General features: G+C 72.0%; 21 protein-coding genes and 1 pseudogene. 12 read left to right on the top strand and 10 right to left on the bottom strand.

The annotated features are described in order from the left end of the window. Positions 1–73: 73 nt before the first annotated feature. Together ACZ4VT_RS22530 and ACZ4VT_RS22525 are read right to left on the bottom strand one after the other, a co-directional pair. Complete coding sequence (locus ACZ4VT_RS22530) at positions 74–1258, bottom strand: cytochrome P450 (RefSeq protein WP_467952085.1); 1185 nt, start codon at positions 1256–1258, stop codon at positions 74–76. Continuing rightward, on the bottom strand, positions 1248–1988 hold the full coding sequence (locus tag ACZ4VT_RS22525; protein WP_467952084.1) for a cyclodityrosine synthase: 741 nt from the start codon (positions 1986–1988) through the stop codon (positions 1248–1250). Before ACZ4VT_RS22525 ends, ACZ4VT_RS22530 begins: the two co-directional genes overlap by 11 nt. A gap of 265 nt (positions 1989–2253) precedes the next feature. On the opposite strand from ACZ4VT_RS22525, the gene ACZ4VT_RS22520 reads away from it, so the two are divergent. Further along, positions 2254–2508 (top strand): hypothetical protein, encoded by a 255-nt coding sequence (locus ACZ4VT_RS22520; RefSeq protein ID WP_467952082.1) that lies wholly within the window; start codon positions 2254–2256, stop codon positions 2506–2508. A 75-nt stretch (positions 2509–2583) separates the two neighbouring features. After that, on the top strand, positions 2584–3015 hold the full coding sequence (locus tag ACZ4VT_RS22515) for a hypothetical protein (RefSeq protein ID WP_467952206.1): 432 nt from the start codon (positions 2584–2586) through the stop codon (positions 3013–3015). A 157-nt stretch (positions 3016–3172) separates the two neighbouring features. Here the strand turns inward: ACZ4VT_RS22515 and ACZ4VT_RS22510 are convergent. From ACZ4VT_RS22510 to ACZ4VT_RS22500, 3 genes and pseudogenes are all read right to left on the bottom strand, one after another. After that, positions 3173–3286, bottom strand: a pseudogene (locus tag ACZ4VT_RS22510) (transposase); the annotation flags it as partial. A gap of 74 nt (positions 3287–3360) precedes the next feature. Then, a complete protein-coding gene (locus tag ACZ4VT_RS22505) occupies positions 3361–3633 on the bottom strand; it encodes a hypothetical protein (protein WP_467952080.1) in 273 nt (90 codons plus the stop codon). A gap of 277 nt (positions 3634–3910) precedes the next feature. Continuing rightward, positions 3911–4531, bottom strand: coding sequence for a hypothetical protein (locus tag ACZ4VT_RS22500; RefSeq protein ID WP_467952078.1), 621 nt, complete (start codon positions 4529–4531; stop codon positions 3911–3913). A 71-nt stretch (positions 4532–4602) separates the two neighbouring features. Between ACZ4VT_RS22500 and ACZ4VT_RS22495 the strand changes: the two genes are divergently transcribed. After that, positions 4603–5571: a TAXI family TRAP transporter solute-binding subunit gene (locus ACZ4VT_RS22495; RefSeq protein WP_467952077.1), complete on the top strand. Its 969-nt coding sequence runs from the start codon at positions 4603–4605 to the stop codon at positions 5569–5571. Between the two features lie 4 nt (positions 5572–5575). Here ACZ4VT_RS22495 and ACZ4VT_RS22490 read toward each other — a convergent pair whose 3' ends face one another. Genes ACZ4VT_RS22490 through ACZ4VT_RS22480 form a run of 3 tightly spaced genes read right to left on the bottom strand, consistent with a single transcriptional unit; the run spans position 5576 to position 9194 of the window. Then, entirely contained in the window at positions 5576–6997 is a 1422-nt protein-coding gene (locus ACZ4VT_RS22490) for a sensor histidine kinase (RefSeq protein ID WP_467952075.1), read from the bottom strand. Beyond that, the gene (locus ACZ4VT_RS22485) at positions 6994–7737 is read right to left on the bottom strand and encodes a response regulator transcription factor (RefSeq protein ID WP_467952074.1); all 744 of its coding nucleotides are present in this window, start codon (positions 7735–7737) and stop codon (positions 6994–6996) included. The genes ACZ4VT_RS22490 and ACZ4VT_RS22485 overlap by 4 nt, the downstream gene beginning before the upstream one ends. 35 nt (positions 7738–7772) lie before the next feature. Next, positions 7773–9194, bottom strand: coding sequence for an MFS transporter (locus ACZ4VT_RS22480; protein WP_467952198.1), 1422 nt, complete (start codon positions 9192–9194; stop codon positions 7773–7775). 312 nt (positions 9195–9506) lie between these two features. Between ACZ4VT_RS22480 and ACZ4VT_RS22475 the strand changes: the two genes are divergently transcribed. Next, complete coding sequence (locus tag ACZ4VT_RS22475) at positions 9507–10850, top strand: phytase (protein WP_467952073.1); 1344 nt, start codon at positions 9507–9509, stop codon at positions 10848–10850. 215 nt (positions 10851–11065) lie between these two features. After that, positions 11066–11914, top strand: a complete 849-nt coding sequence (locus tag ACZ4VT_RS22470; RefSeq protein ID WP_467952071.1) for a PaaX family transcriptional regulator — start codon at positions 11066–11068, stop codon at positions 11912–11914. Between the two features lie 69 nt (positions 11915–11983). Here the strand turns inward: ACZ4VT_RS22470 and ACZ4VT_RS22465 are convergent, their stop codons facing one another. Then, the gene (locus ACZ4VT_RS22465) at positions 11984–13612 is read right to left on the bottom strand and encodes a carboxylesterase/lipase family protein (RefSeq protein ID WP_467952069.1); all 1629 of its coding nucleotides are present in this window, start codon (positions 13610–13612) and stop codon (positions 11984–11986) included. Positions 13613–13875: 263 nt separating this feature from the next. Between ACZ4VT_RS22465 and ACZ4VT_RS22460 the strand changes: the two genes are divergently transcribed. From ACZ4VT_RS22460 to ACZ4VT_RS22430, 7 genes are all read left to right on the top strand, one after another. Beyond that, entirely contained in the window at positions 13876–15051 is a 1176-nt protein-coding gene (locus tag ACZ4VT_RS22460) for an ABC transporter substrate-binding protein (protein WP_467952067.1), read from the top strand. 1 nt (position 15052) lies between these two features. Beyond that, complete coding sequence (locus ACZ4VT_RS22455) at positions 15053–15931, top strand: branched-chain amino acid ABC transporter permease (protein ID WP_467952065.1); 879 nt, start codon at positions 15053–15055, stop codon at positions 15929–15931. Next, positions 15928–16926: a branched-chain amino acid ABC transporter permease gene (locus ACZ4VT_RS22450; RefSeq protein WP_467952063.1), complete on the top strand. Its 999-nt coding sequence runs from the start codon at positions 15928–15930 to the stop codon at positions 16924–16926. Before ACZ4VT_RS22455 ends, ACZ4VT_RS22450 begins: the two co-directional genes overlap by 4 nt. Continuing rightward, positions 16923–17714, top strand: coding sequence for an ABC transporter ATP-binding protein (locus ACZ4VT_RS22445; RefSeq protein ID WP_467952061.1), 792 nt, complete (start codon positions 16923–16925; stop codon positions 17712–17714). The genes ACZ4VT_RS22450 and ACZ4VT_RS22445 overlap by 4 nt, the downstream gene beginning before the upstream one ends. Beyond that, positions 17711–18421 (top strand): ABC transporter ATP-binding protein, encoded by a 711-nt coding sequence (locus ACZ4VT_RS22440; protein ID WP_467952059.1) that lies wholly within the window; start codon positions 17711–17713, stop codon positions 18419–18421. The genes ACZ4VT_RS22445 and ACZ4VT_RS22440 overlap by 4 nt, the downstream gene beginning before the upstream one ends. A 129-nt stretch (positions 18422–18550) precedes the next feature. Further along, a complete protein-coding gene (locus ACZ4VT_RS22435) occupies positions 18551–18976 on the top strand; it encodes a YjbQ family protein (RefSeq protein ID WP_467952058.1) in 426 nt (141 codons plus the stop codon). 131 nt (positions 18977–19107) lie between these two features. Continuing rightward, positions 19108–19482 (top strand): hypothetical protein, encoded by a 375-nt coding sequence (locus tag ACZ4VT_RS22430; RefSeq protein ID WP_467952056.1) that lies wholly within the window; start codon positions 19108–19110, stop codon positions 19480–19482. A 412-nt stretch (positions 19483–19894) separates the two neighbouring features. On the opposite strand, the gene katG is transcribed toward ACZ4VT_RS22430, so the two are convergent. Continuing rightward, positions 19895–22126 carry a catalase/peroxidase HPI gene (gene katG, locus ACZ4VT_RS22425; protein ID WP_467952054.1) on the bottom strand — a complete coding sequence of 744 codons (2232 nt, stop codon included), beginning with the start codon at positions 22124–22126 and terminating at the stop codon, positions 19895–19897. Between the last annotated feature and the right edge of the window lie 60 nt (positions 22127–22186).

Here is a 22186-nt window from a genome sequence, read left to right as displayed (position 1 = left end):
CCGCGACGGGGAACTGCCCCGGCCGGATCATCCGGCCGGGGCAGTCCTCGTACGCGCGCACGCGCCGGCGTGGCTACCAGAGCACGGGCAGGCGTTCCGGCAGGCGCTTCATGAAGCGGGTCCGCCAGACCAACTGGTCGACGGGGACGGCGAGCTGGAGGTTGGGCATCTTCTCCAGCAGGACCTCGATGGCGATCTCGGTGTGCCGCTTGCCGAGGGCGGTGGCGGGGCAGTAGTGCTGCCCGCCGCCGAAGGAGAGGTGCGTGCCGGCGTTCGCCCGGTCGATGTCGACGACGTGCGGGTCCGGGTACACGGCCGGGTCGGTGTTGGCGGCCTCGACCAGGACCAGCATCAGCTCGCCCTTCTTCACCTCGACGTCGCCGAGGGTGACGTCCTCCAGGGCGAGGCGGGGCAGCCCGTCGGCGATGGAGAGGTTGATGCGCAGGAGTTCGTCCACGGCGGCCGGGATCTTCTCCGGCGCCTCGCGCAGCTGCTCCCACACCTCGGGGTGCTGGATGAGGGAGACGAGTGCCATCGTCAGGAAGCCCATGGTGGAGATGACACCGGCACCGAACAGCGTGACGCCGACCGTGGCCAGCATCTCGTCCGTCAGGTGGGCGTATTCCGGGTCGTCGCGCAGGGCGGCGAGTTCGGACATGAGCCCGGTGGTGGCGGGGTCGTCCAGCCGCTCGACCATGTAGGCCATGTCCCGGTCCCAGTTGAGCTTGGCACCGGTGACGGGGCAGGCCGAGTTCATGAAGGCGATGTCGAGGCTGGCGGCCAGGCGCGGGGCGTCGGCCTCCGGGATGCCGAGGATCCGGCAGTGGAGGTGCTCGGCGTACGGGTTGGTGAACTGGCCGCGCAGGTCGACCGGAGCGCCGTGCGTCAGCAGACCGTCGACCAGGGCGTTGGCCTGGGCCCGCATCCAGTCCGTCATGCCGTCGGTCTTGGGGTTGATCGCCTTGAGGACGGCCTTGCGGAGACCGGCTCCGGTGATGTTGCCCATGTTGTTGACGACCTCGGGCGGGATCGTCAGGGCGTACTGGCGGGGCACGCCGGGGGCCGACGTGTCCTTCAGGCTGAACCGGGGGTCCTCCAGGACCTGCTTGCACAGCTCATAGGAGGAGACGAGCCAGGCCTCGTCGCCGGCGATCGTGCGGACCCGCTTCACGGGCTCGTCGCGGAGCTCCTCGATCTCGCTGGGGAGCTGGTCGCCGCGCGCGGAGAACGGGAAGTCGAGCAGGGTGTCAGTGGGCATCGGGGTGTCCTTCGGCGGGCGTGATGATGGCGTGTCCCTGGTTGCGCGAGGCGCGCAGACCCGAACCGCGGGAGTACAGCAGTTCCGCCATCGGCAGGAGCTGGTGGTAGCAGTTGAGCGAGGACGGCACGCCGAGGATGGCCGGCGTGTCGAGGAAGAGCGGCGCCTCGGCACAGACGTACTCGAGGCATACCTCGCGCTGCCGCGTCGTGGCGGACTTCCCGTCCAGGACCTTGGAGGAGAGGAATGCGTCGACCAGGGAGTTGCAGGTCTTGCGGAACTCCGGGTCGTTGTCGAGCAGGCTGTTCAGGTGGTTGTGCAGAGCGCGGTACGCCGGAATGTCGGTGAGGGAGGACATCGGCCGGGCGCGCAGGCGGGTGCCGGTGGGGTCGGCTTCCGCGGCGGCGTTGTTCACCTTGGCGCGAACGCCCCGCAGATTCTTGACCGCCTTGCGTCGGGCCTCGTCCTCGCCGTAGCCGAGGGCCTCGTACATCTCTGCGACGTGCAGGTCGGTGTAAATGAGGTCGACCTGCTCGAAGTTGCGCATCCCCCATTGGGCGAGGTCGAGGACGCGCTGGGCGGAGAAATAGCTGTTACCGGGGGAGATGCCAATGACGGCATGGTCGCCTTCGGTGCTAATCACCTGGCAGTGCGGGGTGTACGGCCGGACTGTGAAGACTTCGGTCGCTGTCGTCAACAGGTGTCGGGTCCTTTGCGCCGCAAGTCCCATGGGGCCCTGTGCCCCGGGTGTGGCGGCGACGTGAAGGAAGGTACCGCAACTCTGTGCGACGTTCCATCACTTCCTGTTGGTAACTCACCTGTCGGACAACACCGTTGACTTGGGCATCTTTTGTGTGGACCGTGCGTGGCGAAGAGTTGGCGACGAGTTCGTGCCGAGTTCGCGGATTCCGGGTGGCGATGTGGCCGGGGACGGGGCCGCCCGGGTGGCGGCCGGCCCCACCGGTCCCCCGACGACCTGATCGGCAAGCACGGTCGTGCCGGTACCAAGAAGACCGCTCACCTTCTACAGCGACGGCTCGAAGAACCTGGGCGACTACTCCTTCCGCGACCAGGCGTCGTCCACCTGCAACAACGACGAGACCGGCGGCATGTCACTCTACGACTGGCGCACCGGGATGCCGGACCCGTCCATCATCACCGGACTGGGCGGATGCCTCGGAAACCTGCACAGCTACAGCTACCCGTACGGCGGGAAGTGGGGCGACAAGGCCGACGAACTGACCATGTAACGCGCCACTGTCACCCGAGCCCCCGCACTGACTACGGTGTGGGGCTCTCCCCTTCCTGCACCCGAGGAGCCCGCCTTGATCACCCGCCGTCTGCTGCTGACCGCATCCCTCCTTGGACTGGCCGGATGCTCACTGGAGGCCCATCCGAAGGGAGACCTCGCCGTACCCGACCGTCTCACACCTCAGCCCCACGGGTTCTACCACCAGGACGAGGCCAGGGACGGCGAACTCTTCAAGGCATGGGCAGCCTCCGAAAACAACTCGGACTGGTCCGTCGTGAGCCACGTGAAGGCGGTGCAGCGCGTGGTGGAGGGAGAAGCGGTGTACGCCTACATCCACACCGACCTGAACCCGAAGAAGGACGACCCCGACGCGCAGGCCCAGGCGATCGGAGAGGCGTATACGCAGTGGCCTCAGCGTGCCACGGACGCGGTCCGGATCGGTGTCTTCGACGCGCAGGGCAAGCGCATGGGAAGGGCCGTGATGGTGGAGCCTCGGCGAAGCTGACGACATCACCGGTATGACAGAGCCTGAAGACGAAGGCATGCGTGGCGGAGGAGCAGTACTCGCAGCAGGAGCTTGTGCCCGGCCGTGCGGGGTCGACCGGGCTGGGACCACTTTTGGGCCAGCGGCACCAGGTTGCAGCTGGCCCCATACGCCGACCCCACTGGATACCGGTATGCAGGACGAACAGGATCCCGCACAAGGCCTGCCGGTCCGGCACCCGCGGTATGCCCTCGGCCTGCTTCGGTGCCGGCTCAGGCAGCAACGGCTCCATCAGCGACCACCCTGATCGAAAGCCACATGATCATCAGCTTCTGTTAGGGCCTTTCAGGCCCGTCGACCTCTCGGTCAGAAGGTCTCGGCCCAGTCGATCATCGGCATGGACTCGAAGGCCGAGACGGACGTGGCCGCGGTCTCCCCGTTGTGAGAGCCGACCGTGTTGTCGCGTCCGGCGTTGAAGATGTCGTCTTGGGCCGACTGGACGATGTTGCTGCCGATGACGAACACGTACGTCGGGCCCGAGTCGGCGGCCGCGGGCGCGGCGGCGGCGAACAGGCCGAGCATGGTGCCGGCGGCGAGGACGGCCAGGGCGCGGGAGGTGGTACGGACGGTTCGCTTCACGGCGATGCCTTTCGCAGATTCGGAACGTACACCTCCGGTAAGGTAGGAGCCCCGCCCCGCGTTGGAGGGCCGACACACGGCGGTCGCCCTGAATGGCCCACGCCGCCGTACTCTTCCCCGAGGTCGGCAGGTCCTCACCCCGGTGGCAGTTCGCTCAGCCTGCCCTCCGCGACGAAGGCGACGCCGCCCCCGACGCGCACCGAGCGGACGTCCTCGCCCTCACCCTCGGCGATGACCGTCATCTCGCTGGGGCGGCCGGTGGCACGGGCCGGCGCCGTCAGTGGCCGAAGGGCGGTTCGAAGCAGCCGCTCTCCATGTACGGGCCGTTCGTCTTCACCTCGTAGTTGGTCTTCTGCACGAACGCCGTGACGCAGGCGTCGTCGTGGACCCGCAGCCCGACCCGGGTGCCCTCGGGCGTGACGTAGTGGTCGGCCTGGAAGCGCGGCTCCATCTCCCGGATGCTGATCGTTCCGCCGAGCCGTTCGCCCTTCGGCCCGGTCCGCTCCTCCTCGTACCCGAGCGGCTGCAGGGCCGCCCGCACGCTCGGCAGGTCCCATGTGCCCGCCTCCCAGAGCCGCTTGAGCACGGGCTCGATCCGGTCGGCCTCCTTCCGCGCGTCCTCAGCACTGGCGGGGGACATCTCGCCCGAGCGGCGGTGGGCGTTGTTGTCCCCGTAGTGCGGGGCGCCGTCGCCGGCCCCGGGCTCCACGTAGGGGGAGGCGCCGGAGGCGCTGGGGTTCGCGCTCGCGCTTGTGGCGGTATTCGGCAGCGGGGCCGGGGCGCCGGGAGTCGCATCCGTGCCGCGGCGCTCGCCGCAGCCGGCCAGGGACAGGGCGGCGCCCAGGAGAAGAGCGGCCGCGGCGCGGCAACGGCGCGGTCCGGGTATCGAAGTGACCATGGGACGACTCTGCCATGCCGGCCCGCGAAGCCGCCGTCCGCCACTACGGCGACAGGGCCTAGGCTTGGGCCGTGACCAGCAGGGGAAGCAGCCGCCGAGGGGTGCTGGCCGCCGGGGTCGGTGCGCTCGCCGCGGCGCTGGCCGGATGCTCGGGGGACGCGGGCCCGGTACGGCGGCTGCGGCTCGCGACGGGGCCGGAGGGCGGGCCGTACAACGCCTTCGGGAAGGCCCTGGCCCAGGCCGTCGCCGCGAGCGGCCGGCCCGTCGAGATCGTGCCCGTGAGCACCGCGGCGAGCGTGGACAACCTGCGGCAGCTGGACGAAGGCTCCGTGGACCTGGCGCTGGCCATGGCGGACGTGGCCGAGGACGCCGCACTGGGGCGCGAGTCGTTCTCCCGGCCGGCCGCCGTGACGGCGCTGGCCCGGGTCTACGTGAACTACACGCACCTGCTCGTCCCGGCGGACGGGCCGGTGCGCGCGGTACAGGACCTCGCCGGACGTCCGGTCGCGGCCGGCGCGGAGGGCTCGGGCGTGCAGGTGGTGGCCGAACGGGTGCTGCGGGCGGCCGGGCTGAGCGACGGACGCGCGCCGGCCCGCGGGCGGAGCCTGGGCCTCGCCGCCTCGGTCGAGGCCCTGCGCGAGGGCACGGTCGACGCGCTGTTCTGGTCCGGCGGCGTCCCCACGCCGGCGCTGTCGGGGCTGGCGCGCGAGCTGCCACTGCGCTTCCTGCCGCTCGACGGCTACGTCGGCGCACTGCGGGAGCGCTACGCCCCCGCCTACTCGGCGGTCACCCTGCCGGCCGGGGTGTACGGGCTCACGGAGCCGGTCGCGACCATCGGCGTCGGCAACTACCTCCTGGCCCGCGCGGACCTGCCGGAGGGCGCCGCTCGCGCCCTGCTCCATGTCGTGTTCCGGCAGTGGCGTGACCTGCTGCGCGAGGTCACAGCAGGAGCGCGGCTGGAGCCCCGGTTCGCCATCTCCACCGGGGAGGTGCCGCTCCACCCGGGGGCCGTCGCCTACTACCGGTCGGTGTACGGCTGAGCGGTCATCGGGCCGGCAGCCGCAGCTCGACGACCAGGCCGCGCGGCACGTTCCCGCGGACCTCCAGCCGGCCGCCACTGCCGCGGGCGAGTTCGTCGGCGATGGCCAGGCCCAGCCCGCTGCCGCGCACGTTCTGGTGCTCGGGGGACCGGGCGAAACGCCGGAGCAGCAGCGCCAGTTGGTCCTCCGGCACGCCCGGGCCGTCGTCGGTGACCCGGACCACCGCGCTTCCGTCGCCCGCCCGTACGGCGAGCACCTCGACACGGCCGTCGCGCGGCACGAACTTGACCGCGTTGTCGAGGAGCGAGTCCAGGATGCGGCCCGCCGCGTCGGGCAGCGCCCGCGCCGGCAGTTCCTCCGGCAGGCCGGTGGCCGTCAGGTGCAGTCCCGCGGCGCGGAAGACCGGGGTCCAGGCCGTCACCCGGTCCCGTACCGCCTGTGCCACGTCCTGATGGCCCGGCTCCGCCGTGCCGGACTCCACCCGCGCGAGGGACAGCAGACCGTCGAGGAGTTCCTCCAGGCGCTCCGCCTCGTCCAGGGCGCGGCTGTGCTCGGCGAGGCCGGGACCGGGAGCGATGTGCGGTTCGACGTTCTCCAGTTGCAGCACCAGGGTGGCGAGCGGATTGCGCAGCTGGTGGGAGGCGTCGGCGACGAAGTCGCGCTGGCGGCCCATGGAGTCGGCCATGGCCTCCGCCATGGCGTTGAAGTGCTGTCGCAGATGCCGCAGTTCCGGTGGGCCGGTGTCGGACACGGCCCGCGCCCGGAGGCTGCCCGCGGTCAACCGCTCCACCGCCCGGTCCAGATCGAGGAGCGGGCGCATCAGCCAGCGCGCGATCCCCGCCGCGACCATGGCCGCCGCGGCGAAGGCGGCGACCGCCCCGGTGGCGATGAGCGACCAGCGGACCGCGACGTCCCGGCGGGCGGCGTCGGTGGGAACGGCCAGCAGGACCGCCCCGCTGACCCGTTCGTCCCGGCCCACCGGCTCGGCGAGCACGACGGTCCGCGGGCCCCACGGGCGCAGCGTGGGCAGCCGGTCGGTGGAGCGGCCGGTGAGGGCGCGGCGACGGGCGTCCGCCGCGGCGGAGGGGGCGCCCGAGGCGGTGTCGGCGTCGGCGCCCGCGTCCGTGGCGGCCTGCGAAGCGGGCCCCGAGCCGGCCCGCGCGACGGTCTCTCCCGCCGTGTCGACCACCACCACCGCGGCTCCGTACAGCTCGGCGTACCGGCCGATCTCGGCCGAGAGCTCCGCCCGGTCCGCGGCGGTGCGCATCCGGTCGGCGAGATCGGCGAACCGTACGGCCTCCGAACGCCGTTGCAGCAGCAGGTGCTCGGTGCGGCCGCGCGCGTAGGCATCGGCCAGGGGAACGCAGAGCAGCAGCGCCGCGGCCCCCATGAGCACCATCAGCACGGCGAGGAGCCTGCGCCTCACCGCGCGCCGTCCCCTTGCGCGGGGGCGGTGGGGGAGCCGAGCTGGTAGCCGAACCCGCGGACCGTGCGGACCAGGTGGGAGCGGCCGGTCTTGGCGCGGATGCCCGCCACGTGCACGTCCAGGGAGCGGGAGGCGGCGAGGAAGACGTCCCCCCAGATCCGGTCCAGGATCACCTCGCGGGAATGGACCTCGTCGGGGCGGGCGGCGAGGAAGGCGAGGACATCGAACTCGCGCCGGGTCAGCCGTACTTCGACGCCGGCCACGGTGACGGTACGGCCCGCCAGGTCGACCTCGACGTCTCCGGTGCGCACGGGCCGGCCACCGAAGCCGCCGGCACCGCCGGGGTCGGCCGGGTGCGCGGGGTGGGCGCCCGAACGGCCGGACCGCGCGTCGGTGCGGCGGCGTACGGTGTCGATACGGGCCATCAGCTCGGCCATCCGGAACGGCTTGACCACGTAGTCGTCGGCGCCCGCCCGCAGCCCCTGCACGATGTCGCGTTCCTCGCAGCGCGCGGTCACCACGATCAGGGGCGCGTCGCAGACCGCCCGCAGCCGCCGCAGCAGTTCGAGCCCGTCGAGGTCGGGCAGGCCCAGGTCCAGCAGGACGAACCCGACCTCGTGCACGTACCGCAGGGCGTCCAGGGCGCGGCCCACCCGGCGCACCGTGTGCCCGCGTTGGGCGAGGGCGGTGCCGAGGGCCCGTGCCATCCGGTCGTCGTCCTCGACGAGAAGCGCGTGCATAGACAGTTCCCTCGCGACCTGTGACCCCGGTCGGCTCAGCTTACGGGAGCCGCGGCCGGACGCTCCGGTGCTTCACCGGAGCCGGCACCACCACCGGCACCACCACCGGCACCGCCACCGGCACCTGAAACGACGCCGGCGTCGGACTCGGCCTCGGCGCGGCTGAGCGCGGCGTTGCGGGTGTCCGGCATCAGGACGTACGTCACCAGGGAGACGAGGGCGCACCCGGAGACGTACCAGAAGAACGTCTTCTCGTGGCCGCTGTTCTTGAACCACAGCGCCACGTACTCCGCCGTGCCGCCGAAGAGCGCGTTGGCGATCGCGTACGGCAGCGCCACGCCCAGGGCGCGCACCCGGGTCGGGAACAGCTCCGCCTTCACCGCGGCGTTGATCGAGGTGTACCCGGTGATGATCACGAGGGCCAGCAGGGACAGGCCCAGCGCGGACCAGTAGGAGGACGCCGACCCGAGGGCGGTCATGATCGGGTACGTGCCCACGGTGCAGCCCACGGCGAAGGTGATCAGCAGCGGGCGGCGGCCGATCCGGTCGGACAGCATCCCGGCGAAGGGCTGCAGCACGGCGAAGAGCGTCAGAGCGGTGAAGCTGACCAGGGTGGCGGTCGTCTTCGGCATGCCCGCGCTGCCGACCAGGTACTTGGTGAGGTAGGTGGTGTACGTGTAGTAGGCCACGGTGCCGCCGAGGGTGAGCGCCATGACCAGACCGGCCTGCCGCCGGTAGAGCCACAGGGCCTTCAGCGTGCCGCGGGTGCTGTCGTCGTGGGCGTCCTCGCCCGCCGACTCCTCCTTGAAGGCGTCGGTCTCCTGGAGCCGGCGCCGCAGCCAGAAGACGACCACCGCGAACAACGCCCCGAGGACGAAGGGGATCCGCCACCCCCAGCTCTCCAACTGTGCGGTGGTGAGGGTGTGCTGCATCGTGATCAGGATGCCCAGGCCGAGCAGCTGGCCGCAGGTCATCGACACGTACTGGAAGGAGGAGCCGAGGCCGCGCCGGTCGCGGGCCGAGGCCTCGGTCAGGTAGGTGGCGCTGGCCGCGTACTCGCCGCCGATGCTCATCCCCTGGAGCAGGCGCGCGAGCAGCAGCACCAGAGCGCCGAAGTAGCCGGCCTGCCCGTAGGTCGGGGCCACCGCGATCAGCAGGGCGGCCACCGACATCATCGTGACGGTGAGGGTGAGGGCGCTCTTGCGGCCGTGCCGGTCGGCGGCGCGGCCGAGGATCCACCCGCCGACGGGGCGCATCAGGAAGCCGACGGCGAAGATGCCCGCCGTGTTCATCAGCTGCGTGGTCGGATTGTCGCCGGGGAAGAAGGAGTCGGCGAAGTAGATCGCGAAGCTGGCGTAGACGAACCAGTCGTACCACTCGACGAGATTGCCGAGCGACCCGCCGATCAGGGCGAGACGGCGCTTCTTGCGCTCGTCCCCGGGTGGTGAAGCGGGCATGACGGCGGACGCGGGCATGGCGGCTCCTGACGGATGTCCCCGAGGGGAGAGGGAGAAATGCCCCGGTGGCGGGGAAGTGTCCCGAGCATGCGTCGGCCGTTGTACCCGGACAAGCTCCGGCACGCAGATCTAACGTTCCGCTAAGAAAGCCGCCCGGCTGCGGGGATTTCACAGCTCGGTCATGTGCACGTCATGTCCGCTCCATGGCGGCCACTCGCGGGTGGACCACGGTGGTGGCGCCGGCCCAGGAGCACCCCCAGGGGTTCGCACCGCGGCCAGGCCCCCCACCCCATACGATGAGCAGGAGGCAGGATGAGCGTGATCAGGAGAAGGCGGACACCGGTCGTGGCAGTGGCGACCCTCGTGGCCCTGGGAGTGGTCGCCGGGCCGGCGCACGCCCGCGGTGACCACGGCGCGCCGCCGTCGCTGCCCCAGGTGCAGGCCTCCCTGGAGACGCCCTCCCTGTTCGACGACGAGGCCGGCGGCAACGCGAACGCCGACGACCCCGCGATCTGGCGCAACGAGAAGGACCCGAACCGCAGTCTGGTCATCGCCACCGCCAAGGAGGGCGGCCTGCGCGTGTACGACCTGGACGGACGCCAGGTGCAGTCGCTGCCGGCCCCGCCGCCGCCGCGGGACGGCGACGCACCCGGGCGCTTCAACAACGTCGACCTGATCACCGGGCTCCGCTTCCCCGGCGGCGGCCGCCACGACGTGGCCGTCGTCTCCGACCGGGGCCGCGACCAGCTGCGCGTCTACCGGATCGATCCCCGCCGGCCCTCGGCCCCGCTGGTCGACGTCACCGACGAGTCGGCGGCCCCGCGGGTCTTCTCCGCCGACCAGGACGAGGTCAACGACCAGCGCACCGTCTACGGCCTGGCCGCGTACACCGACCGCCGCAACGGCCGCTCCTTCGCCGTCACCAGCCGGCGCCACGCCACCGCCCTCGCCCTCGCCGAACTCCTGCCCAACGCGCAGGGGAAGGTCGGCTACCGCACCGTCCGCACCACCTCGCTGCCGTCCTCCTTCACCCTCCCCGACGGGAAGGCGTGGACCCCGTGCGGTGAACCGGGCGAACTCCCGCAGCTCGAGGGCATGGTCATCGATCCGGACACCGGTGACCTGTACGCGGGCCAGGAGGACGTCGGCATCTGGAAGCTCGACGCCGACCTGCGTTCCCCCGCCCGCCTGATCGAGAAGGTCCGCTCCTTCGGGGTGCCCGGCACCTGGAATCCCGGCACCGAGGAATGCGACGCGGGCGCCGACCCCGGCTTCGGCGGCCGGCACGTCTCCGCCGACGTGGAGGGCCTGACCATCTGGCGCGACCCCGAGCACCCCGGCCACGGCGGCTACCTGCTCGCCTCCAGCCAGGGCGACGACACCTTCGCCGTCTTCGAGCGCGAGCGCGGCAACGCGTACGTCCGCAGCTTCCGCATCGCGGCGGGCACCCGGCCCGGCGCGCCCGACGGGTCCCAGGAGTGCGACGGCGCCGCCGTCACCAGCGCGCCGCTGGGCACGAAGTTCCCGAACGGCCTGCTGGTCGTCCAGGACGGCGCCAACACCCCCGGGACCACAGGTCCCGACGGGGAGGCCCGCACCGACACCGACTTCAAGTTCGTGGACCTCGGCCGCCTCGAACGGGCCGCGCGCCTCTGACCCCCGAGCCTCGCCCGGGCCCGGCCGCCTCCCCGAGGCGCGCCGGGCCCGGCAAGGGCGGGACAGGGCGGGACAGGGCGGGACAGGGCGGGACAGGGCGGGACAGGGCGGGACAGGGCGGGAGAGGGCGGGAGAGGGCGGGAGGGGCCGGGACTGGACGCCGCCCCGTTCGCGCGGCTCGGTAGGATCGCGACCGCATACGACGGAAGGCGATCATGGCGGACAGTCCCCTCAGGCCCAGCTCGTTGATCAACACGGTCTACGGGGCGTTCCTGCGACGCCTCGGAGGCTGGATCTCCGTAGCCGACCTGGTCACCCTGATGTCCGAACTGGACGTCGACGGCCCGGCGGCGCGCTCGGCGATCTCCCGGCTCAAGAAGAAGGGCGTCCTCGAACCGGAACGCCGCGGCGCCACCGGGTACCGGCTCAGCCCGGCCGCCCAGCCCGTCTTCGACGAGGGCGACCGCCGCATCTTCGGCAGCCTGGAACCGGCGAAGCTGAGCGACGGCTGGGCCATGGCCGTCTTCTCCGTGCCGGAGTCCGAGCGGTCGTACCGCTACCAGCTGCGCACCCGGCTGACCTGGCTGGGCTTCGGCAACATCGCCCCCGGTGTGTGGCTGGCACCCGGCCGCCTGCTCGGCGACGCCCGCGACATGCTCGTCCGCCTCGGACTCAGCGACTACGTACACCTCTTCGCGGCCGACTACGCCGCCTTCAGCGAGCTGCCCGAGACCGTCAGCTCCTGGTGGGACTTCCCCGCGATCGAGGAGCAGTACGCCGGCTTCACCCAGGCCTACGGACCCCTCGCCGCGCAGCTGACCGAGCAGCGCGAGATCGACGGCGCCGAGGCCTTCCGCGCCTACGTCCCGATGCTCACCCAGTGGCGCCGCCTGCCCTACCTCGACCCGGGTCTGCCCGCCGAGCTGCTCCCCGCCGACTGGAACGCCGTCGCCGCACGGCAGATCTTCCAGCAGCTGAACGACGTACTGGCCACGCCCGGGCTGCGCCACGTACAGGAGGTCACCGGCCTGGCGGAGGAGCCCCCCGGTCCCGGAACGCTCTAGTGCCCCGCCGCATGCGACCTCCCGGCCGGGTCCTGCTCCGGGAGACCGCTCGGCCCGGGCTCGCGCCGTTCAGCGCCCGGCCGGCTGGTGCAGGCGCCGCCAGTATCCGGCGAGGTCGTCCACGGCCGAGGTGACCGAGTCCAGCCGCATCGTGGTGCGCGAACCCCGTTCGTAGCGCGCCCACTTCGGCATGGGGGCGTGGTGGGGGTCGCCGGTGCGGATGAAGGAGATCCAGGACGCGTGCATGGTCGAGGCCAGCCCGTCACGGACCCGGGGGTTCAGCCCCGCCAGGAACGGCGCCTGCGACCACTTGTCGAAGTTGTCGAACACGAACGGCAGCTCCAGGCAGTGCGCCGCCCGCAGTTGGCCGTCGTAGGCGGGCGTCGGCAGGTCGAACTGGTACGCCCAGACCGGCCGCCCCCGGGCCGCCCGCCGCTCCGCCAGCGACACGGCCGGCATGCGGAACAGGTCGTCGCCGACCAGGTCCATGAGCACGTCGAGCGGGCGGGCACCCGGCCGGGCCTCCTCGTACGCGGTGTAGGCCTCGCCCGCCCGCGCTCCGAAGGTGTTCCGCACCCTCGCGAGCACCTGGTCCTTGGTCACGTCGGCGTAGGCCCGGTTGAGCGCGAAGGAGAGGTTGGCCTCCTCCCGGGTCCAGCCGATGAGGACCTCGATGTCCGCCCCGGGGCCGCTGAGCAGCAGGTCGGCCGGGTTGCGGTCCAGCGTCCCCTCGTCGATCACCGGCAGGTAGGGGGTCGACCAGTACCCCCACTGCTCGGTGCGCCCGAACATCTCGAAGGTGGCGGCGACCAGCTGGGGCCAGGGCACGGCGCGCGCGGCGGCCACGTCCCGCACCTTGAGGATCTCGAGATAGGCGGCGCTGCGCTGGAGCGACTCCGCCCGGGTGGGGATCTGCAGCCCGAGCGGCGGACTCTGCAGGATGGCCCGCCGGAACAGCGGGCGGCCGGCGGGCCGGGCGCCGGCGAGCGCCGCCACCGAGAAGGCGCCGCCGGACTGCCCGGCGAGGGTGATGTTGTCCGGGTCGCCGCCGAACCTCGCGATGTTGTCCCGTACCCAGCGCAGCGCCGCGAGCTGGTCGGTGAACCAGAAGTTTCCGCCGGCGCCGTCCTCGCCGAAGTAGAGGTATCCCAGCGGTCCCAGACGGTAGTTGAGGGTCACGACGACGAGATCGCCGTCGCGGGCGAAGGTATCGCCGGAGTAGTTGGGCAGTGAACCCGAACCGGAGATGAAGCCGCCGCCGTGGATCCAGACCAGCACGGGGCGCCTGGCGGCATCGGCCGCGGGGGTCCAGACGTTGAGCGTGAGGCAGTCCTCGCTGAACGGCGGCGCGCCGTGGTTGCCGAGCGGCCCGGCGGCCCCTTCCTGGTAGGGCTGTGGTGCGCTCGGGCCGAAGGCGGTCGCCTCGCGCGTCCCCTGCCATGCGGGGTGCGGCTGCGCGGGCCGCCATCGGAGGGCGCCGACGGGGGGCGCCGCGTAGGGCACGCCCTTGAACACGGCGAGCCCGCCCTCGATGACTCCGCGCAGCCGGCCCGCGGGCAGCTCCACGACGGGCGAGGGCTCGTTCGCCCGGGGCGCGGCCTGCGCCGGGTGGCCGCCCGGGAGGCCGGAGAGGAATGCGGCGCCGGCCAACACCCCGCTGTTCCTGAGGACTTTGCGCCGCGATGGATCGTCGGTCATGGTGCTTCACTCCTGACGTATCGGGGGCCCCGCTGCCGTGAGTGGCATGGCGTGAAAATGACGAGGGTCAGTGCTACGGCATACCGGAGACCCGGGTCAAGGGCTGCGGTGCATCCGCCGTACATATCTTGCGAACTATTGACGTGCGTCGCTGAAGCGCGATAGACACGTGTCACCTCCCCCACCCCGCCGTCCCTTCCCGCACCCCATCGGCACCATCCGGTCCGCCAGGGCCGGGCCGGGTCACAACGTACGGAGTCCCCATGGCAGGTCGGTTTCGCCCCGCAGGTCTGATCACCGCCGTCACCGGCCTCTTGCTGGCCACGGCATGCGGCGGCGCCAGCCTCGGCAACGGCGAAGGCAACAAGCAGAGCGGGCCCGTGAAGATCGGGCTCCTGGTCCCGCAGTCCGGGACCTACAAGGCGCTCGGCGACGACATGAAGCAGGGCTTCGAGCTCTACATCGCCCAGCACGGCGGCAAGCTCGGCGGCCGCGAGGTCCAGATCGTGGTCGCCGACGAGGGGGAGACCGCCGACTCCGGCAAGGCGGCGGCCGAGAAGCTCGTCAAGCAGGACCGGGTGCTCGCGGTCAGCGGGGTGGTCAGCTCGGCCACCATCAACGGGGTCAAGGACCTCTTCGAGACCAGCAAGGTCCCGCTCGTCGGCTCCAACGCCTCACCGACGACCCTGACCGGCACCCAGTACGTCTGGCGCACCTCCTACGTCAACGACGAGCCGGGCAGGGCCCTGGGCAAGTACGTCGCCGAGAAGGCCGGCGGCCCGGTCTTCCTCGTCGCCGCGGGCTACCAGGCGGGCAAGGACGAGATCGAGGGCTTCAAGTCCACCTTCCTCCCCGCCGGCGGCAAGATCGCGGGGGAGGAGGTCTACACCCCGTTCCCGGCCACCAAGAACTTCCAGCCCTACCTCGCGCAGATCGAGAACTCCGGCGCCAAGGCCGTCTTCTGCTTCTACGCCGGCGGCGCGGCCGTCGACTTCGTGAAGCAGTACCGGGACTTCGGACTGGCCGGCAGGATCCCGCTCTACGCGCCCGGCTTCCTCACCGAGGGCGGCGTACTGAAGGGCCAGGGAGAGGCGGCCGACGGCATCCTCACCGCGCTCAACTACAGCGCCGACCTGGACAACGCCGCCAACAAGCAGTTCGCGCCGGCCTACCGCACCGCCTACGGGGCCGACCCGACCACCTACGCGATGGCCTCCTGGGACGCGGCGCAGGTCCTCGACAAGGCGATCAGGGCGGCCGGTGGCGCCGTGACCCCGGAAACGGTCAACGCCGCCATCGCCACGGTGGGGGACATCGACAGCCCGCGCGGCACCTGGCGGTTCAACAGCGGCGGCACCCCCGAGCAGCCCTGGTACCTGCGCGAGGTCCGGCAGGGTGCCAACACCGTCGCCGGCGACCTCGGCCGACTGGGCGGCTGACATGGGCGGATGGCTGGACGGCAACGTCGTCAGCGTCGTCGACGGAATCGCCTTCGGACTGCTGCTGTTCACGATCGCGGTGGGCCTCTCCCTGGTCTTCGGCATGATGGACGTCCTCAACCTGGCGCACGGCACGCTCTACCTCGCGGGCGCCTACACCGCCTACGCGCTCTCCGACGGGACCCTGCCGGGCCTCCTCCTCGCCCTGGCGGCCGGGGCCCTGGTGGGCGCCCTCGGGGGAGCGGCGCTGACGGCGCTCACCCAGCCGCTGGCCCGGCGCGGACACCTGGACCAGGCCGTGCTCACGCTCGGCATCACCTTCATCGTCGCCGACCTCCTCGCCGCCGCCTTCGGCGGCGAGGTGCTCCCCACCGATCCGCCGACCTCGCTCCGCGGGACGGTGGACCTCCTCGGCCATACCTATCCCGTGTACCGGCTCGTGTTCATCGGCGTCGCCGCCTGCCTCGCGACCGTCGTGTACCTCGTCTTCGAACGCAGCTCGCTCGGAGCCCTGGTCAGGGCCACCGTCGCGGACCGGGACATGGTCCGCGCCCAGGGCGTCGACATCCGCAAGGTGCTCTACGGGGTCTTCGCGTCCGGCGCGGCCCTGGCAGCGGTCGGCGGAGTCCTCGGCGCCCCCATCCTGGGACCCGGACCGGGCGTCGACGAGAGCGTGCTCGTCCTCTCGCTCGTCGTCGTGGTCGTCGGCGGTCTCGGCTCCGTGCGCGGCGCACTCGCCGGCGCCCTGCTCATCGGCCAGGTCCAGACGCTCGGCGTGGCCCTGCTCCCGGAGTACGCGCCCTTCCTCCTCTTCGGCACCATGCTCCTGGTACTCGTCGTCCGCCCGCACGGCCTGGTCGCGTCGGCGGTGCGCACATGAGCCACTCCGCAAGGTCGACGTCCGGTTCGGCACGGCCGGGCTCCACCACCCGGCGACTGCTGGTCACCGCCGTGGTCACCGCACTCGCCCTGGCCCCCTTCCTCCTCGGCTCGTACGCCATCGGCACCCTCTCCCGGGTCCTGGTCTTCGCCCTGCTCGCCCTGAGCGTGAACCTGCTCACCGGCCTGACCGGACTGCCGACCCTCGGCCAGTCCGCGTACTTCGGCGTCGGCGCCTACACGGGGGCGATCGTCGCGACCCGGCTCACCGGCATCGGCGCACTCCAACTCCTCATCGCCGCGGCCGTCTCCGCGCTGGTGGCCGTGCCGACCGGATGGCTCGCGGTGCGGGCCCGCGGCGTGGTGTTCCTGATGCTGACGCTGGCCGTCGGCGAGATCGCGTACAGCGCCGCGGTCAACTGGAAGACGCTCACCAACGGCAGCGACGGCATGTCCGGCATCCCGCCCGTCGTCCCGCTGCCCGGCATGCCCGCGCTGGAGCTCGACGGACTGGTCTACTTCTACGTGCTGGCCGTGTTCCTGCTGCTCTTCGCGGCCGTCAGCCGGCTCGGCTCCACCCCCTTCGCCCTCGCCCTGCGCGGAATCCGCGACAACGAGGCCCGCATGAAGGCCATCGGCTACCCCACCCGGCGGTACGCCCTGACCGTCTACTGCGGCTCCGCGGCGCTGGCCGGCGCCGCCGGGTCGCTGTGGGTCTCCGTACAGCGGTTCGTCTCGCCCGGCGACGCCGGATTCGAGATCGCGTCCCTGGCGCTGCTGGCCGTCGTCATCGGCGGCTCGGGCTCGATGTGGGGGACCTGCGCCGCGGCCGCGCTGATCTGGACCACCCGCGACCACCTCGGGAACCTGGAGGCCGTCGCCGGGCGCGGGCCACTGCTGCTCGGGCTGCTCTTCGTCATCGCCGTCTACACACTGCCCCGCGGGCTGGCCGGCGTACGGCTCCCGTCGAGGCCGACCCGGAAGAGGACGGCGTGACCGATCCCGCACCCGAACTCCTGCGACTGAGCGGAGTCTCGAAGCACTTCGGCTCCTTCCGAGCCGTGGACGACGTGGGCTTCACCGTGCGCGCCGGCGCGCGCCACGCCGTCATCGGCCCGAACGGCGCCGGCAAGTCCACTCTCTTCGGCCTCGTCTCCGGCACCCTGGCCGCCACGGCCGGATCCCTGCTCCTCGACGGACGGGACGTGACCCGGCTGCCCGTGCACCGACGCGTCGGACTCGGCATCGCCGCGACCTTCCAGCACTCCAGCCTCTTCCTGCCGGAGACCGTGCTGGAGAACGTCCTGCTCGCCGCGTTGCGCCGGGCCGGGACCGGGGCAGGAGCCGGAGCCGGAACGGGGCCCGGCGGCCGGCGGAAGGCCGGAGCCCGGGCCGCCGCGACCGCGCGGGCGCGCACGCTGCTGGAGCGCGTCGGCCTCCCCACCCGGCACGACGTGCCGGCGGCGGAGCTCTCGCACGGTGAACGGCGGCAGCTGGAGGTCGCCGTGGCCCTCGCCACCGAACCGCGGCTGCTGCTTCTCGACGAGCCGGCCGCCGGCATGTCGCCGGCGGAGACGGAGCGGCTCACCCGGCTGATCGCGGCCCTGCCCGACGAGGTGACCGTACTCCTCATCGAACACGACCTCGACATGGTCTTCGAACTCGCCGACACCGTGACCGTCATGCACCTCGGCAACCACCTCACCACCGGCTCCCCGGACGAGGTACGGGCCTCCGCCGAGGTCCAGAGCGCCTACCTGGGCACCACGGAGGTCTCCACGTGAAACCGTTCTTCAGCGTGCGCGGCCTGCGCTCCGGCTACGCCGGCGGCGTCGTCCTGGGCGGCGTCGACCTCGACCTCGAAGCGGGCGGGACCCTCGCCGTCCTCGGGCGCAACGGGGTCGGGAAGACCACCCTCATCTCGACCGTCATGGGATTCGTCCGGCCCTACGGGGGCAGCGTCGAGCTCGACGGCCGGGAGATCGGCGGCTCCCGGGTGGACGTGATCGCCCGCGCCGGGGTGGGCGTCGTCCCGCAGGGACGCCGGGTGTTCGCACCGCTGACCGTGGCGGAGCACCTCGCGATCGCCGCGCCACGGCGCCGCGTGCGGGGGCCGTGGACCCGGGCGCGCATCCTCGACCTGCTGCCGAGGCTGGGGGAGCGGCTGGGGCACCGCGGCGACCAGCTCTCCGGCGGCGAACAGCAGATGCTCGCCATCGCCCGGGCCCTGTTGGGCAATCCGCGGCTGCTGCTCCTCGACGAACCGTCCGACGGACTCGCCCCCGCGATCGTCGCGCAGGTGGGCGAGGTGATCCGCGAGGTGAGCGCGCAGGGCATGACGGTCGTCCTCGTCGAGCAGAACCTGGGGCTCGCCCTGTCCGCCGCACAGCAGGTGGCCGTCATGCAGAAGGGCCGCATCGTGCACCGCGCGGCCGCGGCCGACTTCGCCTCCCGCCCCGATGACCGGCGGCGTCTGCTGGGCGTCGACTGACACCGGAAGGACTCACCGACGGCTTCCCCTCCCGACCGCGTCCCCTGTGATCATCGTAGGGGCCCGGCCGGGCGGCCGACACCGCCGTGGCTGCACGGCTGCGGGGAGCCGCGGCGTGAGGATGGGGCCATGGCCGACACCTTCGCTTCGCGCACCATCGACGTGACGACCGGGGACCGGGAGACGGTCCACGACCTGACCGCTGCCTGTGCAGCCTTCCTCGCGGAAGTGGCACGGGGGCAGTGCGGACTGCTGAACCTCTTCACGCCCCATGCGACCGCCGGGCTCGCCGTCATCGAGACGGGAGCGGGCAGCGACGACGACCTTCTGACGGCCCTGGGGTCCCTCCTGCCCGCGGACGACCGCTGGCTCCACCGGCACGGATCCCCCGGCCACGGGCGGGACCACGTACTGCCCGCGATCGTCCCGCCCCACGCGACGCTGCCGGTGATCGACGGAACGCTCGCGCTGGGCACCTGGCAGTCCGTCACCCTGGTGGACACCAACCGGGACAACCCCCGGCGCCAGGTCCGGCTGTCCTTCCTCGGTTGCTGAAGGAGCGTCAGAGTCGGGGCTCAGGGGTGAAGACGTCACCATCATGACAGGTCAGACGGCATTTTCGTAGGACCAAGGGCACAGCCGGATTGTCTTGTTCGGACCCCTGTGCGGCTTTGAGAATCACCGTCATGACTCACACAGCACACCCCAGTCACGACGCGGTACTCCGAGCCCGGGTGGCCCTCCTCGGATCACAGGCGCTGCCGATCCGGCAGGAGGTCGCCGCCTACCGCGTGCTCGCCCAGGTGAGTCCGCTGGCGTATCTGCCCCTGTTGACCCGGGCGCTGTACGAATACAGCCGCCTGGAGTTCGCCGCTCTGCCCGAGACGGCCCTGGCCCTGCGCGCGGAGGCCGTCTCCGCCGCCCGCCGCATGTACTCCATGGAGCCCGGCCGGGCAGACCTGCTCGTCGGCGCGCTCATCCGCTACAAGAGTCAGCTGACACGCATGGGCCGCGAGGGGGAACTCGACGCCGTGGAACGGGAGATCGCCCGACTGGCGTGACTGCCGTGGGCCGCCGTGTCCGCGCACACGTGGACCGCCGTGCGGCGGGGCGTCGGTCACCAACGCCAGGTGAGGGCTTCGCCCTCCCTGACCGCGGACCAGCGCCGCGCCGCGTGGTCGAGTGCGGCCGAGGCCAGGGCGGTGCCGGTCGTCGAGGGGGCCGCGGCCGAGCCCCCGGCCGTCCGTGGACGGGCCCGACCAGACGCGGTAGGCCCAGTTGACGCAGAGCTCGGCCCGCATGACCGCGTCACCCTTGCGCCGCAGCACCTTCAGTCCCGACCGGCGGTGGCGGGTCGGACCGACCGGTTCGAACCCCTCGAAGGTGGCGCCTTGGAAGATCATTTCCAAAGGATCGCCTCCCCGTGGGTCCGGGCCGGCCGGCCGGAGTGGGCCGGCCGGCCCGGACGTCGGGTCACACGAGGTCGAAGCGGTCCAGCTTCATCACCTTGTCCCACGCGGCGACGAAGTCCTTCACGAACTTCGCCTTCGCGTCGTCGCTCGCGTAGACCTCCGCGAGCGCGCGCAGCTCAGAGTTCGACCCGAAGACCAGGTCGGCACGGGTGCCGGTCCACTTGACGGCGCCGGTGGCGGCGTCACGGCCCTCGAAGGTGCTCTCGTCCCCGGCCGTCGCCTTCCACGTCGTGCCCAGGTCCAGCAGGTTGACGAAGAAGTCGTTGGTCAGGGACCCGGGGGAGGTGGTGAAGACGCCGTGCGAGCTCTGCTGGTGGTTCGCGCCCAGTACGCGCAGGCCACCGACCAGGACGGTCAGCTCGGGCGCGCTGAGGTTCAGCAGGTTCGCCCGGTCGAGCAGCAGGTACTCGGCCGGCAGCCGGTTGCCCTTCCCCAGGTAGTTGCGGAACCCGTCGGCGGTCGGCTCCAGCGCGGCGAACGAGTCCACGTCCGTCTGCTCCTGGGCCGCGTCCGCGCGGCCCGGCGCGAAGGGCACCTCGACGTCGAAGCCGGCGTCCCTGGCGCCCTGTTCGACGGCGGCCGCACCGGCGAGCACGATCAGGTCGGCGAGCGAGATCCGCTTGCCGCCGGACTGGGCGGCGTTGAAGGACTCCTGGATCCCCGTCAGCGCGCGCAGCACCGTCGCCAGCTGGTCGGGTTCGTTGACCTCCCACCCGCTCTGCGGCTGGAGCCGGATGCGCGCGCCGTTGGCACCGCCGCGCTTGTCGCTCCCGCGGAAGGACGAGGCGGAGGCCCATGCCGTGGACACGAGCTGGGACACCGTCAGGTCGGAGGCGAGGACCTGCTGCTTGAGGGAGGCGATGTCGGCGGCGTCGACGAGCTCGTGCGTCACGGGCGGGAGCGGGTCCTGCCACAGCAGCGTCTCGGCCGGGACCTCCGGGCCGAGGTAGCGCACGACCGGGCCCATGTCGCGGTGGGTCAGCTTGTACCAGGCACGGGCGAAGGCGTCCGCGAACTCGGCGGGGTTCTCCAGGAAGCGCCGGGAGATCTGCTCGTAGGCCGGGTCGATCCGCAGCGAGAGGTCGGTCGTCAGCATCGTCGGAGCGTGGCTCTTGGACGCGTCGTGGGCGTCGGGCACGGTGCCCGCGCCCGCCCCGTCCTTCGGCCGCCACTGGTGGGCGCCGGCGGGGCTCTTGAACAGCTCCCACTCATAGCCGAAGAGGATCTCGAAGAAGCTGTTGTCCCAGGTGATCGGGGTGTTCGTCCAGATGCCCTCCAGACCGCTGGTGATCGCGTCGGCGCCCTTGCCGGTGCCGAAGGAGTTCGCCCAGCCGAGGCCCTGCTGCTCGATCGAGGCGGCCTCGGGGTCCGCGCCGACGCTCTCCGCCGGGCCCGCGCCGTGGGTCTTGCCGAAGGTGTGGCCGCCCGCGATGAGGGCGACCGTCTCCTCGTCGTTCATCGCCATCCGGCGGAACGTCTCACGGATGTCGCGCGCGGCGGCCAGCGGGTCCGGAGTTCCGTTCGGGCCCTCCGGGTTGACGTAGATGAGACCCATCTGGACCGCGCCGAGCGGGTTCTCCAGCTCGCGGTCGCCGGTGTAGCGCTCGTCGTCGAGCCAGGTGGTCTCGGGACCCCAGTAGACGTCCTCGTCGGGCTCCCAGACGTCCGCGCGCCCGCCGCCGAAGCCGAAGGTCTCGAAGCCCATCTGCTCCAGGGCCACGTTGCCGGTCAGGATCATGAGGTCGGCCCACGACAGGCTCTGGCCGTACTTCTTCTTGACCGGCCACAGCAGTCGGCGGGCCTTGTCGAGGTTGCCGTTGTCCGGCCAGCTGTTGAGCGGGGCGAAGCGCTGCTGGCCGGCTCCCGCGCCGCCGCGGCCGTCGCTGATGCGGTACGTGCCGGCGCTGTGCCAGGCCATCCGGATCATGAAGGGGCCGTAGTGGCCGAAGTCGGCGGGCCACCAGTCCTGCGAGGTGGTCAGCACCTCCGCGATGTCCCGCTTCACGGCCGGGAGATCGAGAGCCTTGAACGCCTCGGCGTAGTCGAAGTCCTCGCCGAGCGGGTTGGCGACGGCGGGGTTCTTGGCGAGGATCTTCAGGTTGAGCCGTTCCGGCCACCACTGACGGTTTCCGCCGCCCTGCGTCGGATGAGGGGCGCGCTCATGGGCGACAGGGCAGCCACCGCCCCCCTCCGACTTGGCGTCTACGACGATTGCATCATGGTTCTCAGACATGGGAATCCTTCCGTACCAGGCGGATCACGGTGTTCAGGAACTGAATGCGAGGGAACTGAC

The organism is Streptomyces sp. NPDC029164, assembly GCF_055563995.1.
Note: the sequence above shows the minus strand (reverse complement) of the source record. Positions and strands in the feature narration are given on the sequence as shown.